The organism is Kamptonema sp. UHCC 0994, assembly GCF_029167235.1.
Classification (GTDB): domain Bacteria; phylum Cyanobacteriota; class Cyanobacteriia; order Cyanobacteriales; family Microcoleaceae; genus Kamptonema.
Genome location: NZ_JARFTR010000212.1, coordinates 1 through 16,440, shown reverse-complemented (window position 1 = coordinate 16,440; position 16,440 = coordinate 1). Strand labels below are relative to the sequence as shown.

The 16,440-nt window shown below is 41.3% G+C and carries 8 protein-coding genes; 6 read left to right on the top strand and 2 right to left on the bottom strand.

Annotated features, from left to right (window positions below):
* Both PY364_RS19375 and PY364_RS19370 read left to right on the top strand, forming a co-directional pair.
* Positions 1-1,784 (top strand): calcium-binding protein (locus tag PY364_RS19375; protein ID WP_275524953.1); only part of this gene is annotated, 1,784 nt, incomplete at its 5' end.
* A 307-nt stretch (positions 1,785-2,091) separates the two neighbouring features.
* A complete protein-coding gene (locus PY364_RS19370) occupies positions 2,092-6,330 on the top strand; it encodes a DUF4347 domain-containing protein (protein ID WP_275524951.1) in 4,239 nt (1,412 codons plus the stop codon).
* 140 nt (positions 6,331-6,470) lie between these two features.
* On the opposite strand, the gene PY364_RS19365 is transcribed toward PY364_RS19370, so the two are convergent.
* Complete coding sequence (locus PY364_RS19365; protein WP_275524949.1) at positions 6,471-7,085, bottom strand: hypothetical protein; 615 nt, start codon at positions 7,083-7,085, stop codon at positions 6,471-6,473.
* 297 nt (positions 7,086-7,382) lie between these two features.
* Here PY364_RS19365 and PY364_RS19360 point away from each other — a divergent pair, with 297 nt between their 5' ends.
* Positions 7,383-9,224 carry an alpha-amylase family glycosyl hydrolase gene (locus PY364_RS19360; RefSeq protein ID WP_275524947.1) on the top strand — a complete coding sequence of 614 codons (1,842 nt, stop codon included), beginning with the start codon at positions 7,383-7,385 and terminating at the stop codon, positions 9,222-9,224.
* Between the two features lie 127 nt (positions 9,225-9,351).
* Here PY364_RS19360 and PY364_RS19355 read toward each other — a convergent pair whose 3' ends face one another.
* The gene (locus PY364_RS19355; protein ID WP_275524945.1) at positions 9,352-12,330 is read right to left on the bottom strand and encodes a UPF0182 family protein; all 2,979 of its coding nucleotides are present in this window, start codon (positions 12,328-12,330) and stop codon (positions 9,352-9,354) included.
* 72 nt (positions 12,331-12,402) lie between these two features.
* On the opposite strand from PY364_RS19355, the gene PY364_RS19350 reads away from it, so the two are divergent.
* The 3 genes from PY364_RS19350 (at position 12,403) to PY364_RS19340 (ending at position 16,378) form a co-directional block, all read left to right on the top strand.
* Positions 12,403-14,016, top strand: coding sequence for a glycosyltransferase family 39 protein (locus PY364_RS19350; protein ID WP_275524943.1), 1,614 nt, complete (start codon positions 12,403-12,405; stop codon positions 14,014-14,016).
* Between the two features lie 9 nt (positions 14,017-14,025).
* Complete coding sequence (locus PY364_RS19345) at positions 14,026-15,579, top strand: glycosyltransferase family 39 protein (RefSeq protein ID WP_275524941.1); 1,554 nt, start codon at positions 14,026-14,028, stop codon at positions 15,577-15,579.
* 103 nt (positions 15,580-15,682) lie between these two features.
* Positions 15,683-16,378: a response regulator transcription factor NblR gene (locus tag PY364_RS19340; RefSeq protein WP_275524955.1), complete on the top strand. Its 696-nt coding sequence runs from the start codon at positions 15,683-15,685 to the stop codon at positions 16,376-16,378.
* Positions 16,379-16,440 lie beyond the last annotated feature (62 nt).

The window sequence follows — 16,440 nt, the reverse complement described above, 5'->3', positions numbered from 1 at the left end:
GTAACACCGCCGAAGGTACGGTAGATAAAACCAGTTTAACTTTCACCTCTGCTAACTGGAATGTGGCACAAACAGTCACAGTAACGGGTGTAGATGATTTAGTTGTTGATGGGAATATTGCCTACAACATCTTAACGGCTGCGGCCACCAGTACCGATACTAATTACAACGGTGTTGATGCTACGGATGTCGCAGTTACTAATACTGATAACGACACCAAAGGCATCACTGTTACACCCACCACTGGTTTAACCACAACGGAAGCCGGGGGAACCGCTAATTTTACAGTCGTTTTAAATAGTCAACCAACGGCTGATGTTACTATTCCATTAACTAGCAGTAACACCGCCGAAGGTACGGTAGATAAAACCAGTTTAACTTTCACCTCTGCTAACTGGAATGTGGCACAAACAGTCACAGTAACGGGTGTAGATGATTTAGTTGTTGATGGGAATATTGCCTACAATATTGTCACCGCTGCGGCCACCAGTACCGATACTAATTACAGTGGTGTTGATGCTGCTGATGTGGCAGTTACTAATACTGATAACGACACCACACCGACACCCACACCGACTCCTGTACCGACACCTGTACCGACTCCATCGGTAACACCGACTCCATCGGTAACACCGACTCCAACAGTAACACCGACTCCAACAGTAACACCAACTCCAACAGTAACACCAACTCCAACAGTAACACCGACTCCAACAGTAACACCAACTCCAACAGTAACACCGACTCCATCGGTAACACCAACTCCATCGGTAACACCAACTCCATCGGTGACACCAACTCCATCGGTGACACCAACTCCATCGGTAACATCGACTCCATCGGTGACACCAACTCCCACGCCAATAACTAATAACATCCCAGAGGATAGCTGCATCTGCGAAACAATTGTCTATCCCGAATTAAACCAACCTAACCAAGTTGAAAACACCATCATCGGAGTACCCGGAATTTCAATAGGTACTGCCAAAAATGATAAATTTCTTGGTAGTGACTCTGACAATATATTCGATGCTAAATCAGGGGATGATAACCTCTACGGTGGCAACGGCAATGACATCTTTAACGGCAACAAAGGCAACGACTTCATCACCGGTGGTAATGGCGATGACATCCTCTTTGGAGACGAAGATAGCGATATCATCCTGGGTGAATTGGGTAACGATTTAATCTTCGGAGGCAAAGGCAATGACTTTCTGAATGGCCGCGAAGGTAATGACATAATTTTTGGCAATAAAGATGATGATTTCATCGACGGTGGCAAGGATAATGATGTTTTATATGGAGGGAAAGGTAACGACACAATTCTGGGTAGTGAAGGTAATGATAACATCTTTGGAAATTTCGGTTCTGATACCATCTGTGGTGGTGTAGGCGATGACTTAATCAGTGGTAACGAACAAGACGATTTGCTCGGAGGATGTGAAGGCAATGATACCATTTATGGAGGGGAAAATAATGACACTCTCACGGGTGGGAAAGGTGATGATATTCTCTACGGAGATTTGGGAAATGATAGTTTGATTGGCGGTAGTGGTAATGATATTTTTGTCTTAAAAGCTGGTCAAGGATTTGATACTATCGGTGATTTTACCATTGGTCAAGACTTGATTGGATTAAGTGGCGGTTTGAGTTTTCTTCAGTTAGAATTGACTCAGAATAATCAGGGAACTGTGATTAAGAGTATCTTGACAGGAGACGAGTTAGCTGTGATGATTGGGGTAAGTAAAAATGCGATTACTTCTGCTAATTTTATGGTGATTTAGGAGAAGAATAAAATGTAAGGTGGCACTTCGCCACCTTAAGCTTTTAACCATCTATAGCTATAACTAAGCTGCTTTGCATCTAACTGTTGACATACATCTGTAGGTAGGGTTAGCATAGTTCCAGTCGCATTTATGGACAGGTTAAAGTGCTTTTACACAGATAATAGCACATTTTTGTCAACATCTCAAAAAAATCAGGTAATCCACTATGACCAACCAGATAATTTTCGTAGACTCCGCCGTACAAGACTATCAAACTCTTATTGACAACGCCGATGCCGCTCAAATTTTCATTTAAAATGAAAATTTGAGCGGCATCGAACAAATTACCAATACCTTAGCCAATCAAAAAGATATTGAATCTGTACAGATACTTTCTCACGGTAGCGAAGGCAGTTTAAAACTCGGTACTGATGTACTGAATGGGAATGATATAGACAATTTCAATACCCAGCTAAAACAGTGGGGAAATGCCCTAACTGAAAATGGCGACATCCTATTATATGGATGCGACGTAGCCGCCGGGGAAACGGGCAAGAATTTTGTCAAACGATTGAGCGAACTCACCGGAGCAGATGTCGCCGCCTCTAACGACTTAACTGGAAATCAAGCATTAGGTGGTGACTGGGATTTAGAAATAGCAACGGGCAAAATAGAAGCCGCCGTCCCCTTTAATCGGGAGGCGATGAAAGATTATGAATATACACTAGCTAACTTTAATGTCACAGTGGCAGCAGATGATGGCACTGGCACTGTAGCAGGCACATTAAGTAAAGCAATTTTAGATGCGAATGCCGCAGCCGGGGATGACACGATTACCCTCACCACAAATGTCACAATTGGCGGGGTAATGAAAACCCTAGTTAACAGCAACATTGATTTTATTGGCAATAACTTTAGTGTCGATGGTGGTAATGCTTTTCGTCCCTTCTTTGTCAAGTCGGGAACCGTCAATTTCTCCAACATGACTGTCACCAACAGCAAAGCCCAAGGAGGGAGTGGTGGGGGAGGTGGTGGCGGCGCTGGCATGGGAGGTGGCTTGTTCATTTATGACGGCACTGTCGGGGTAGATAACGTCACCTTTAGTAATAACAGCGCTGTTGGTGGTAATGGTGCAGACTTCACTTTTAATCGCGGCGGTGGCGGAATGTTCGGCAGTAGCATGAGCGGCGGCGGCTACGGCGGTGGCGGGCTATTTGCAAGCAGCACTACCGGTGCTGGTGCTTATGGAGGTAACAGCAATTACGGCGGCGGCACCGGCGGGTTTGGCGGCGGCGGCAACGGCGGCTATGGCGTTGGCGGCAACGGCGGCTTTGGCGGTGGCGGCGGCGGCAACTATGGCATGGGCAGCAACGGTGGCAACGGCGGGTTTGGCGGCGGCGGCGGCAGCGGTGGAGTCTATGGCAGCAGCGACAGAGGCGGCAATGGCGGCTATGGCGGTGGCGGCGGCGGCAGCGAAGTTACCAGCGGCGTTGGCGGCTTTGGCGGCGGCAATGGCTATGGCGGCGGTGCCGGCTTTGGGGGTGCAATCTTCATCCGCACGGGTTCTTTAGCCCTGAATAATGCCACTTTTAGCGGCAACACAGCCACCGGCGGCACGGCTACCAACCCCGGTCAAGGCAAAGGTGGCGCAATATTTGCCATGCAGTCTGTCAATACTGACCCAGTTAATGGCAGTACCCAAGGGATGCCCTCTGCCCTACCTACCGTCACCTCATCTGGAGCCACCTTCACCGGCAACACCGCCGCCAACCAAGCTGGCACTCCCGGTGCTAACACTCCCGCCAACGGTGCCGGCAATAGCCAAGACAATAACGATGTTTACGGCACTATCACTGGCACTGGCAACACCGCCCCCGTCCTTGCCGATACCGTTGTCACCCTCACTGCCATCCTCGAAGATGCAGTTGCACCCACTGGCGCAGTCGGCAACCTCATCTCATCTATTGCAGCCATACCTACAAACATCACCGACCCCGACACAGGCGCAGTAGCAGGCGTAGCCATCACCGCCGCCGACACGACTAACGGCAGTTGGTTTTACACCATAGATGGCGGTACAACTTGGACAGCCTTGGGCACAGTATCCAATACCAATGGTCGCCTACTAGCAGCTGATGCCAATAGCCGCATTTACTTCCAACCAACTGCCGACTACAACGGCACCGTCACCAACGGCATCACCTTCCGCGCTTGGGATAACACATCTGGCACTAACGGCAGCACCGCTGATACCAGCACCAACGGCGGTATCACCGCCTTCAGCACTCTCACCGACACCGCAGATATCACCGTTACCGCAGTTAATGACAAACCCAGTTTCACTAACTTAGGAACTCAAACCCTAACAGCTTGGACAAACACAATTCAAACCGTCAGTAATTGGGTAAATAGTGTTACTTTCGGCCCCGCCAATGAATCAACTCAAACAGTCCTCAACTACTTGCCTATTACTAACAACGACAATACTTTATTTACCACTCAACCAAGTGTAGCAACCAATGGCACACTGACCTACACTCCTAGCGGTAAACCCGGTACCGCCACCGTAAGTGTGCAACTGCAAGATAACGGCGGTACGACAAATGCTGGTGTTGACCTTTCCAACATAGCTACTTTTAATATTACCATTCCCGTACCGAAAGTTAACCTGACTGCCAGCACAACTACTGCCAGTGAAGCCGGGACAACAGCTATTACTTTTACCGCCACAGCCGAAGGTAATGTCGTCGGCGCTCAAACAGTTAATTTAGCATTAACTGGTACTGCGAGTGCGCCTGATTTTACTACTACTATTCCCACTCAAATAACTATCCCAGATGGGAGTAGTACGGGGCAAGTAACCATTACAGTTAATGATGATAATCTTATCGAAGGTACGGAAACAGCTACTTTAACAATTAGCAACCCATCAACAGGAATAGCATTAGGAACTACTACTAATCAAAGTGTGACGATTACTGACAATGATACTGCGGGAATTACAGTCACACCTACCACAGGTTTAATAACTACGGAAGCCGGGGGAACCGCTAACTTTACAGTAGTTTTAAATAGTCAACCAACAGCGGATGTTACCATTCCATTAACTAGCAGTAACACCGCCGAAGGTACGGTAGATAAAACCAGTTTAACTTTCACCTCTGCTAACTGGAATGTGGCACAAACAGTCACAGTTACGGGAGTAGATGATTTAGTAGTTGATGGGAATATTGCCTACAATATTGTCACAGCGGCGGCCACCAGTACCGATACTAATTACAGTGGTGTTGATGCTGCTGATGTTGCAGTTACTAATACTGATAACGACACCACACCGACACCTGTACCGACACCTGTACCGACACCCATACCAACTCCATCGGTGACACCGACTCCATCGGTGACACCGACTCCATCGGTAACACCAACTCCATCGGTGACACCAACTCCATCGGTAACACCAACTCCAACGGTAACGCCTACGCCAACGGTGACACCAACGCCAACGGTAACGCCTACGCCAACTCCAACTCCGATACCTACGCCATCGGTAACGCCTACGCCATCGGTAACACAAACTCCATCGGTAACGCCAACACCATCGGTGACACCAACGCCATCGGTGACACCAACTCCCACGCCAATAACTAATAACATCCCAGATGATAGCTGCATCTGCGAAACAATTGTCTATCCCGAATTAAACCAACCTAATTCAGTTGAAAATACTATCATCGGTGTACCCGAAATTCAAATAGGTACTACCCAAAATGATAAATTTCTCGGCAGCAAAAATGGCAATATATTCGATGCCAAATCTGGGGATGACAACCTCTATGGTGGCGAGAACAAAGACATCTTTAACGGCAACCAAGGCAACGACTTCATCACCGGCGGTAATGGCGAAGATATCCTCTTTGGAGACGAAGGAAACGACATCATTCTTGGCGAATTGGGTAATGATTTAATCTTCGGAGGCAAAGGTAATGACTTGCTGAATGGCCGCGAAGGTAATGACATAATTTTTGGCAACAAAGATGATGATTTCATCGACGGTGGCAAGGATAATGATGTTTTATATGGAGGTCAAGGTAACGACACAATTCTGGGTAGTGAAGGTAATGATAACATCTTTGGAAATTTCGGTTCTGATACCATCTGTGGTGGTGTAGGCGATGACTTAATCAGTGGTAACGAACAAGACGATTTGCTCGGAGGTTGTGAAGGGAATGATACCATTTATGGAGGTGAAAATAATGACACTCTCACGGGTGGGAAAGGTGATGATATTCTCTACGGAGATTTGGGAAATGATAGTTTGATCGGTGGTAGCGGTAACGATATCTTTGCCTTAAAATCTGGTCAAGGATTTGATACTATTGCTGATTTTACCATTGGTCAAGACTTGATTGGATTAAGCGGCGGATTGAGTTTTGGTCAGTTAGAATTGACTGATAACAATCAGGGGACAATTATTAAGAATCTGTTGACAGGGGAGCAGTTGGGTGTGATGATTGGCGTGAGTAAGAATGCCATTACATCGGCTAGCTTCATGCTGATTTAGGAGAGAAATATAGCAATATTACAGGATTTACAGCAGATTGCAGGTAAATATAAGACACAGTTGGTAAGTAGTTCACTGAGCGCCCTCAAAAATTATTACATCGACTGTCCGTCATAAACCTGCAATCTTCTGTATAATAGTTAACTGTCAACAGAATTTATCATCATTCTCTTTACTTCTCGGAAGCAAACTACCCAATAATAAAGTACAATATTAATCGCCGTAAATAATTTAGGAACACCTTCTAGTAAACTCGGAATTCCATCACCAGGTAATTTTAGAGAGTCTACGATAACAACAATAAACATTAAACCCATGCTAGTTATTAGTAAAAAGTAAGGAGTTGATAGTATTACACGCCAAAAAGCTAACCCATATCCAATAGCAATTGTTACGAAAAATACCACCGTTACTAGCTTGGGTATGCCAATGTCTTCAAGATGAACGTGAACTCTAAAAAATTCTACTAACACGAAAGCTCCCGTGAGAATTGCAGAAGCAAAAATGAAAGTATTTTTTTTATTCCTATGTTTATTTCTAAGCAAGGCCCAACTAAAAGCGCAAAGTACAACTGGGATACTACATAAAAGCTGGAAGAGATTAGTTAATAAACTAAACGTAAAAAATGGCGCATAGTCAGGAGGATGGAATATTGAGCCAACTGAATACGTAAAGAATTTGGCATAAGCAGTTACAACAATTACCAATACAAAGGCTAAACAGTTGACCCAAAAGACGGAGCGAGAAATATTCATTGTTAGGCAGAATTAAAAACGATGATATAGCTAGGGACTAGAGACTAGGGACTAGGGACTAGGGGAAGAAGAGAATTGACAAAACCAGCAAAATATGTCACAATTTTACCTTTGAATTATAGCAAACGCCAAGGCGGTTAAGACATTCTGAGTTCCACCAAACTCCCTGATTCTATTCCCTTCTTTCCCTTCTTTCCCTAGCCCCTAGCCCCTAGCCCCTAGTCCCTAACCGCCTTGGCGGTTGCTATAGTACCAATGTCAAATTGAATTGTTATTCACATAGGAGAAGTGCAGACTGTGGTAGAAAAAACATTAGCAGAGTTAGATTTAGCATCTTTGCGTGCTAATCGCCAATTTTTCCCCTCTCCCATAGCCTGGGAAGACCAAATACTTTACTTTCTGATGCTAGACCGCTTCTCGGATGGCAAAGAAAATGGCTACAAGGACAATCAGGGAAACATTGTTAAAACTGGCAAAACTCCCATTTTCACTGAGAAAGATGCTGGTAATGCGATCAAAACTCCAGAAGATGCTCAACGTTGGCGGGAAGCGGGAGTTAAATGGGTAGGAGGTAATCTTCAGGGACTCACCAGTAAAATAGGCTATTTAAAACGCTTGGGAGTAACAGCTTTGTGGGTAAGTCCGATTTTCAAGCAGGTTTCTTTTTACGAAAGCTATCACGGTTATGGCATTCAAAACTTTCTGGATGTCGATCCCAATTTTGGCACTCGCGAAGATTTAAAAACACTGGTCGAAACCGCTCACCAACATGGAATTTATGTGATTTTAGACATTATTTTAAACCATGCTGGTGATATTTTTAGTTACGAGACTTCTGACCCTTATTGGCCCGGCCCTTATCCCGTAAAAGGGTTTAATGATAAAGAAGGGAAACCAACGATTTCTTTTGGGCGAGTTAATTTGGAAAAAAATCCAGAAGCATGGCCAGATGGAGCAATTTGGCCGGCTGAATTCCAAGATCATTCTAATTTTACGCAAAAAGGTTACATCAGGAATTGGGATAATTATCCTGAATACGTGGAAGGTGATTTCTTTAGCTTAAAAGACATTCGTACTGGTCAAGGAAGTACGGATTTTTATGAGCCTTCAGTAGGACTTCTTAACCTCTGTGAAGTTTATAAATTTTGGATTGCTTACGCAGATATAGACGGCTTCCGTGTTGATACAGTAAAACACATGGAACGAGGTGCTACTCGTTACTTTGCTGAGGCAATTCACGAATTTTCTCAACTGATTGGCAAAGAAAATTTTTACTTAATTGGCGAAATTACTGGAGGTCGTCAAAATGCGTATTCTACTTTAGATGAAACTGGGTTAGATGCAGCTTTAGGTATTAGTGAGATTCCAGATAAGCTAGCATATCTAGTCAAGGGATACCGCGATCCGAGTACCTATTTTTCCTTGTTTCGCAATTCGCTTTTAATTAATAAAAGTTCTCATGTTTGGTTTAGAAACAAAGTTGTTACTATGTTTGATGACCACGACCAAGTTGAGAAAGGAAATAGCAAAGGTCGTTTTTGTGCTGGAGAAAATGGCGAAAAAGTTGTGCTAAATGCTCTGGCTTTCAATGCGTTAACTTTAGGTATTCCCTGTATTTACTATGGCAGCGAACAATGTTTTAATGGTGGAGGAGATAGCGATCGCTACATCCGAGAAGCTATGTTTGGTGGCGAATTTGGCTCATTTACTAGCCGAGATAGACACTTTTTTAATGAAGAAAATCAAGTCTATCAAGAATTAGCAAAAATACTGGAAATCAGGAAGCAGAAAATTACTCTGCGGCGAGGTCGCCAATATTTACGCCCGATTTCGGGTAATGGCGTAGACTTTGGTTTACCCCGAATGCTGGGAGATGAAATTCGCTCGGTTGTTCCTTGGTCGCGATTGTTAGATAAAGATGAAATAGTTGTGGCAATAAATACAGATTATAATCAGCCGCAAACTGCCTGGGTAAATATTGATTATAACTTGCATCAAGTTGGCGATCGCTTTCAATGTGTTTACTCGACTGACAAGGCGCAGATTGGCAATAAAATAACAGTAGAGGATAAAGGTGTTAAATGTTTTTTGATTACAGTTCCTAGTGCTGGATTTGTAATTTATGAGCGGGTAAGGTAGGTAATGTAAATTCGGTAAAGCACTAGCTTTACCCCAGCCTACTAAATTAAAAGTAAAATGCAGCGGCAGAATATCTCAAGAGTATTGCCTAATTATAGCTGATATTATAGCTAGTCCCTAGCTATAATTACTGTAAGGCTGGACTCGTTTCCTTTACAGGTCGAACGATCGCAGGTTTACTGATAGGTTTACTGAAGAAAACTGCTTTCAGTGCTTCATCGAGGGTTTCGGCCATGACAATGCGGTTTTCATAAGCAACAATTACTCTAACTAAAGTTGGTAAACTGTTCTCTGTAGCTTCTAAATATATCGGCTCAACATAGAGCAAAGATTCTTCAATTGGAATCACTAATAAATTCCCTTGGACTGCCTTTGAACCTTGGCGATTCCAGAGAGAAATCTGCTCGGAAATAGCTGGCTCTTGATTAATTAAAGCTTCAATTTGTTCGGGCCCGTAGACCAATCTCTGCTTAGGAAATTGATAAAGCAGTAGTTTACCATAATTGTCTCCGTCAGAACGAGCAGCTAACCAAGCAATTAAATTATTACGACTTACAGGAGTAAAAGGAAGCAACAAAACAAATTCTTCTGAGTTTTCCGTTGGCAACTTCATAATCAAATAATAAGGCTGCACAGGCTGTTGTTCGCTACCATAAATTTCGTTAGGAACCCGCCACAAATCTTCGCGATTGTAAAATACTTGCGGGTCTTCCATGTGATAAGTGAGTAAACGTTCGGATTGAATGCTGAACAAATCTACTGGATAGCGAATGTGACTGCGGAGAGTCGCTGGCATTTGATCGAGGGTTTTGAAAAGTCCCGGAAAAATGGCAATCCAGCTATTAATAATGGGGTCAGATGGGTTGGCTACATAAAATTTTACGGAGCCATTGTAAGCATCTATTACTACTTTAACAGAGTTGCGAATGTAGTTAAATTGATGTTGACCTGGGTCTGAGTAGGGGTAGCGATCGCTGACAGTATATGCGTCGATAATCCAGTAAAGATAGTTGTTTGAATTAGAAATATCTGATTTTTCTTCTTCCTTATTTTGATTATATATAGTAGTATTTGCTACTACTAAATATGGGTCGATATCGTAGCGAAGAAAAGGTGCGATTGCACGGACTCGTTCTTTAATATTCCGGCGGAATAATACCTTAGTTTTAGGAGTAAAATTATCTGTTAGTGCCATCTGCCAGTTATTTAAATACTTGGCAAATACTAGCCTACGCCACATAGAAGCGATCGGAATACCACCGCTACCATCATAATTATTGTAAACGTTCTCATCTCCACTCGGATAGTCAAACTCCTTAACTTTCGTTGGTGCTATCACGTCGGTATCGGTAATTTCACCGTAATAAATTCGGGGTGTATCAATAGGAATACTCGCTCTAATCTCTTCGCTAGTTATTCCTAAAGTGCTTTTATTACCACTTGTAGTATTAACGCCAATATCCTTAACAAAATAGTTTGGCAACCCGCCTTCACCAACTGTATTTACAGGAGACAGAGTAAACCCATAGCCGTGAGTATAAACTAAATTTTCGTTCAGCCAAGTTTGAGCTTGTTGAGGTACTGTTTCATAATTTAACTCCCGTGCTGCTATAATTACTTGTTGCCTTTCTGTGTCACCGTTTTCTTTTTGATTTTTCTTGATTGTATAACGATCGATATCAGCATCTGAAAATTTATAGTAGGGTCTAATTTGCTGTAATTGCCTATTTGTTTGCAACAGCGGACGCTTATCCCAGAGGCGAATGTTTCTAATAGTAAGCTGATTTTTTTGGAGTTCGGCATAGGTGAGTTTACTTTCAGGTACGAAGGTTTTTACTTCTAGTCTTTTTAAGTCAAATGCCTGTTGGGTAAAATCGATACTTCGTTTAATATATAACCGTTCTCGTGCTAGTTCGTTGGGTTGAACGCCGAGTCGTTGTACTACTTCTGGCAGGACTAAAGTTAGAGCAACGTTGGCAATTACAAAGCCTAAAATAATAGGCTTTAAAATTTTATTTTTATGTTTAAATTTTATGGCTTGAAAAAACAAGAAAATGCTGGTAATTCCTGCTAATATACTCAGAATAGTATAGGTAGGAAGTTGCACTGTCACGTCAGTATAACTCGCCCCATAGGTAACACTTTGTTGGGAATAAAGCAGCTCGTAACGGGCTAACCAATAACGGAATGCTATAACTAGCATCACACCTCCTCCGAGTCCGTACAAGTGGCGTTGTTGCTGCGGAGAAAAACCATGAAAAGTTCCCTGGCTTAGACTATTTCCTGAGAGTAAATAGAGGAGAGTGCAAGATAGTAATCCATAGAAAAATAATCCTGTTGCCAAAAATGCAATAAGCTGTAAAATTGGTAGAGTAAAGACATAAAAGCTAAGATCGAGGTTAAAGAGTGGTTCGGTAATCTTAAAGGCAGTAGGTTGTAAATATTGCAATACTTTTGCCCAGTGGTGGGAGGAAATTAAAGCCAAGCCTAAACTCATTAGTATGGCTACAGCATTTAGCCAAAATTGAGGCGCAATTGTCAAAATAATAGTAAATGTTATCAATACTCCTAACTGCCACCAATCAAACAATAGATCCTTTGCCATTTGCCCTATTGAATCAATTCTAAATTCAATAGGCAAGGGTAGTAAAGTGTTAGCCAAGCTGATATCTATATTCCAAAATCTTACGGCAATTTTTCCGTAGTAAAGTATAGCATAACTTATCAATAAGCTCAATCCAAATGCAAACAATATTAGCCCTATCAATTCAATTTGGGTCTTTGATTTTTTGCGATTTCTTAATAAGGATGTGTTTGTAAAATTACGGGTTAAATTTTTGCTCTTGCTGTCCCTCTCTCTATCCTGATTTGAGGGGAATTTGAGCCGATTTGCCAAGGCTAAATTCCCTAGCCAAAAACCAAAGGTGACAGCTAGAGTAAAAGCAAACAATACCCATTCAGTTACTACTCTGCGCCAAAACACTGAGAGATAGCCAACTTCCTCAAACCAGAGGACTTCTGCCACAATATAGGATACGAACTCAAGAACTAGCCAAAGCCCAATTGGGAATAGAATAGCTTTGAAAACTTGTTTGTTGAAAGTCATTAATTTTGACTCAATCCGTTATATGATAATTTTACTAATTTATTGGCGATTTTCTAGAGAGGGAGGTTCAACTTGAGGTTTTGGGTCAAATCAGATAATAAAATCACGATCGCCTTGATTATACTATTAATGTTCAGCTTTTGTCTTAATACTTGTGGCATCTGGTGGGGTTTGCCAAGTTTTAGCGGCTGGGCCCCTGACGAACTTATACCTTTGCGAGTGATTGAAGGTATTGAGAAAGGTTTCTCTAATGGTTGGCATTATAAATATCCTCCTGTTCACTTTTATATTTTAGCTGTACTTTACTCCCCTGCTTGGTTATTGCACAAGTTAAATATTATCGATATTTACAGTTTACCAGCTTACACGGTTCTTTTCTACATTGGCAGATTTCTTACTGCGCTCATGGGTGCTGCACTTCTAGTAATTATCTATCGGTGTGGACTAGAAATTTATGATAAAAAGTCTTCTCTTTGGGCTGTACTTATTATCGCCTTAAGCGTTCCCTTTATCTATTATTCTAAAACCATTAACTTAGAAGTTCCCTATCTTGTATGGGTAATGCTGTCTTTACTATTTTATCTAAAATTGTTAAAATATCACCACCTTAAAGATTATCTTTTATTTGCTTTAACTGCTGCTATCGCTGTTTGTACTAAAGACCAATCCTATGCTTTTTATCTGCTCACCCCTATATTTATTGTTGCCGACCATCATCGCTATCTAAAACAGTATAATCCAGATATTACTCTTAAGGAGTCTTTGACTGACAAAAAAATCATTTTGTCTCTGGTTGTAGGTATTGGAGCCTTTTTATTATTGCAAAATATCATCTTTAACCTGCCAGGTTTTTTGAAGCACGTCAAATTAATAACCACAGGTGGGGGAAGTATTCGCCCCAGATACGAACAAAATATTTTCGGTCAATTAGAAATGTTTCGCCAGACTTTAACTCATCTCAGATTTTCTCTGGGATGGCCGATTTATATTATGTGCTTATTAGGATTTGCGAGTATATTATCTCGCTTCAAAAAAAATTATTTATTTGTCTCTCTATTCGTCCCTACAATATCATACTACCTATTTTATGTCTGTGTAGTATGGTATAATACTGTTCGCTACTTAATGCCTTTAACACTAATTTTAGCTTTGTGCGGTGGTAAATTTTTAGGAGAATTTTTAAATCCAGAGAAAAAGTTATTTAAGGCTAAAGTTAGCCTAGTTACATCCTTGTTTGTTTATACATTTGCCTATGGATTTTCGGTTAATATTTTAATGATGCAAGACTCCAGATACTACGTTGAAAAATGGATGCAGCAAAATATAGATCCAAGCGCTTTGATTTTAAATACTGGTGGTAATAAATATTCACCCAGACTAGATAATTTCAAGGCAGAAAATGTAGACAATCCTTCTCTAGAACTTTTATCTCAGAAAAAGGCAAACTATGTTATTGTTAGTAGTAGCTATGATATTCGTAGATTTAAAAAAAACACTCCAGAATACGCATTTTTTGATGATTTGAACAAAGAAATTAACTACAAGTTAGTATTAAAATATCAATCTCAACCCAAGTGGAATCTTTTTAACCAGAAAGAGTTAAGCTATCGAGAGTTGGATAAAATGTATATTTATTCAAATATTGATAAAATCAACCCAGAAATAACTATTTTTAAGAAAAAGTAAATAAAGAACATGACCCCAAAAACTGTCATTAAATTCCGCCTAAATAAAAGCTTGTTGCTAATTATTGTGCTAGCAGCTTTGCTAAGAATAGCATTTCTAGGAACAGCACCGATATCCTTTTCTGTAGATGAAGCTTCCAATGGCTATGATACTTATTCTATCATGGAAACAATGCGCGATCGCTACGGTGTTTTTCTGCCTTTTTTCACCAAAGCTTTGAGTGATTATCGCGAAACTCTGTATATATTTCTCAGTATTCCTATAGTTAAACTTTTCGGGCTAAATGAGTTTTCCATTAGATTACCTTCAGCTATTATTGGCACTCTCACAGTCCCAGTTGTTTACTACTTGAGTAAAGAATGTTTTAACAATCAAAAAATAGCTCTATTGTCTGCTTTATTATGTGCCATAAGTCCCTGGCACATCTTTTTCAGCAGATTAGCTTTTAGAGCTATATTACTCCCTTTTTTGTTTAGTTTAGCACTCCTACTATTTATCAAAAGTTTTAAGAAGCCTAACTATTTACCCCTAAGTGCTTTAATCTTCGGCTTAAGTCTTTACACTTACTCTTCTGCTAGAGGCTTTGTACCGCTTTTCATGTTGATTTTAACGATTATATTCTGGCGGCACTTCTGGAATAATCGGCGACAAACTTTAATAGCAATTTCTATCTTTATGGTAATTTTTATTCCGATGTTTATGTTTTGGATAACTCCAGAAGGTATGGCAAGAGCGACAACGACAGGGATTCAAACAAATATTTTACGTATTATTAAAAATTACCTGTCTTATTTCGATCCAGGGTTTCTTTTTGTTAATGGAGATCCTAACCCCCGCCGCAGCGTTTCGGGAGTAGGAGTTGGAGAACTTTATCTTTTTGAATTGGCAACTGTTTTGGCGGGAATTTACTTTTTATGTAAAACTAAAACTAAAGAACGGAGTATTCTTTTACTATGGCTTTTTCTCTATCCAATCCCAGCGGCGGTGATAGATTCTGCTCATGCTATCCGTGCGATTGTAGGTGTACCTCTATTCTCTATTCTCTCAGGTTACGGTCTTTTTCAGATTAGCAGTTTAGTAAGTTCTAACAGAAAAAAGTATTTTAATTCGATCGCGATCGCAATTGTAACTGCTAGCTTCACAGCGTTTTTGAATTTCTACTTTAACTACTCTCAGTATATCATTGGTAACACTTCTAAAAATTGGCAGTACGGCATGAAAGAAGCTATTAATTTTGCAGAAAAAAGTTCCTACAATTGTACCATAGTCAGCGACAAGTTTTGGCGGCCAAATATTTATATTTTATTCTATACAAAATATCCTCCTAGCGAACACCAAAAAGCTCCAATTGAGCCAGAGGTGACAACAGGCTATTCTCTGGGCAAGTATCAAGTAACTTCTATTTCGCAAACACAGATATTGAGCGGTCAATGCTTATTTATAATTCAGCCCAATGAATTTAAAGAAATACTAAATAAAGGAGCAGGAGTGCGCGAGTTAAAGTCAATCAAAACCCTGGATGGAATTGAGAAAATTAAATTGGTGGAAGTAAATGTATCTTAAGTAAAGAGCGGGAAATTAATCATTAAGTATTGTGTCTCTCTTCTTTGCACTTAATGGTTTTAAACGTGCTACTATAAGTGATAGTCTACACCGCGCAATTCCGATGAGAGCACTCACCCTTGACCGCAATCCCTGTGTCCTATTGGTTCAAACGGACGAAGCTCTAGCTCAGCACGTCAGTCTGGACTTGAAAGCCTCTGGCTATGAGCCTGTGGTGGCGACGGACATTGCTAGCGGTCAACATCTGGCTGCTGAACTCCAACCTGCTTTGATTGTAATTGACCGGATGATGCCGGGAGAATCGGGACTGACATTGTGTAACCATCTTAGAAATATTGGTAATAGAGTCCCCGTGCTTTTGTTAATGGCTCGTGATACGGTTGAAGATCGGGTGGCGTGTTTAGAATGTGGGGCTGATGACTATTTTCTTAAGCCGTATCGGACTGAAGAATTTTTGCAGTTAGTCCGTCTTTATTTGCAACCTGATACAAGTGAAGCTGAAGAATTAAGGTTTGGGGAGTTGGTGTTAGACTTGTCTACAAGACGAGCTTTTCGTAATGGGCGCGGCATCGATTTGACGATGAAAGAATATGAACTTCTGAAATATTTAATGGAACATTCTCGCGAAGTTCTGACTCGCGAACAAATTCTGGAGAATGTTTGGGGTTATGATTTTTTGGGTGAGTCGAATGTGATTGAAGTTTATATTCGGTATTTGCGTCTTAAAATTGAAGATGAAGGTGAAAAACGTTTGATTCAAACTGTGCGTGGTGTTGGCTACGTTTTGCGAGAATCATAATTTGTTAGTGGTTATAGCAACCGCTAATAATGTATCCGTAACGCCGCCATCTTGGCGGTATT

Bases quoted from the DNA above. Each gene is read 5' to 3' on its own strand.
- PY364_RS19355 (WP_275524945.1), bottom strand. From the start codon at position 12,330: ATGACTTTCAACAAACAAGTTTTCAAAGCTATTCTATTCCCAATTGGG.
- PY364_RS19365 (WP_275524949.1), bottom strand. From the start codon at position 7,085: ATGAATATTTCTCGCTCCGTCTTTTGGGTCAACTGTTTAGCCTTTGTA.
- PY364_RS19340 (WP_275524955.1), top strand. From the start codon at position 15,683: ATGAGAGCACTCACCCTTGACCGCAATCCCTGTGTCCTATTGGTTCAA.
- PY364_RS19345 (WP_275524941.1), top strand. From the start codon at position 14,026: ATGACCCCAAAAACTGTCATTAAATTCCGCCTAAATAAAAGCTTGTTG.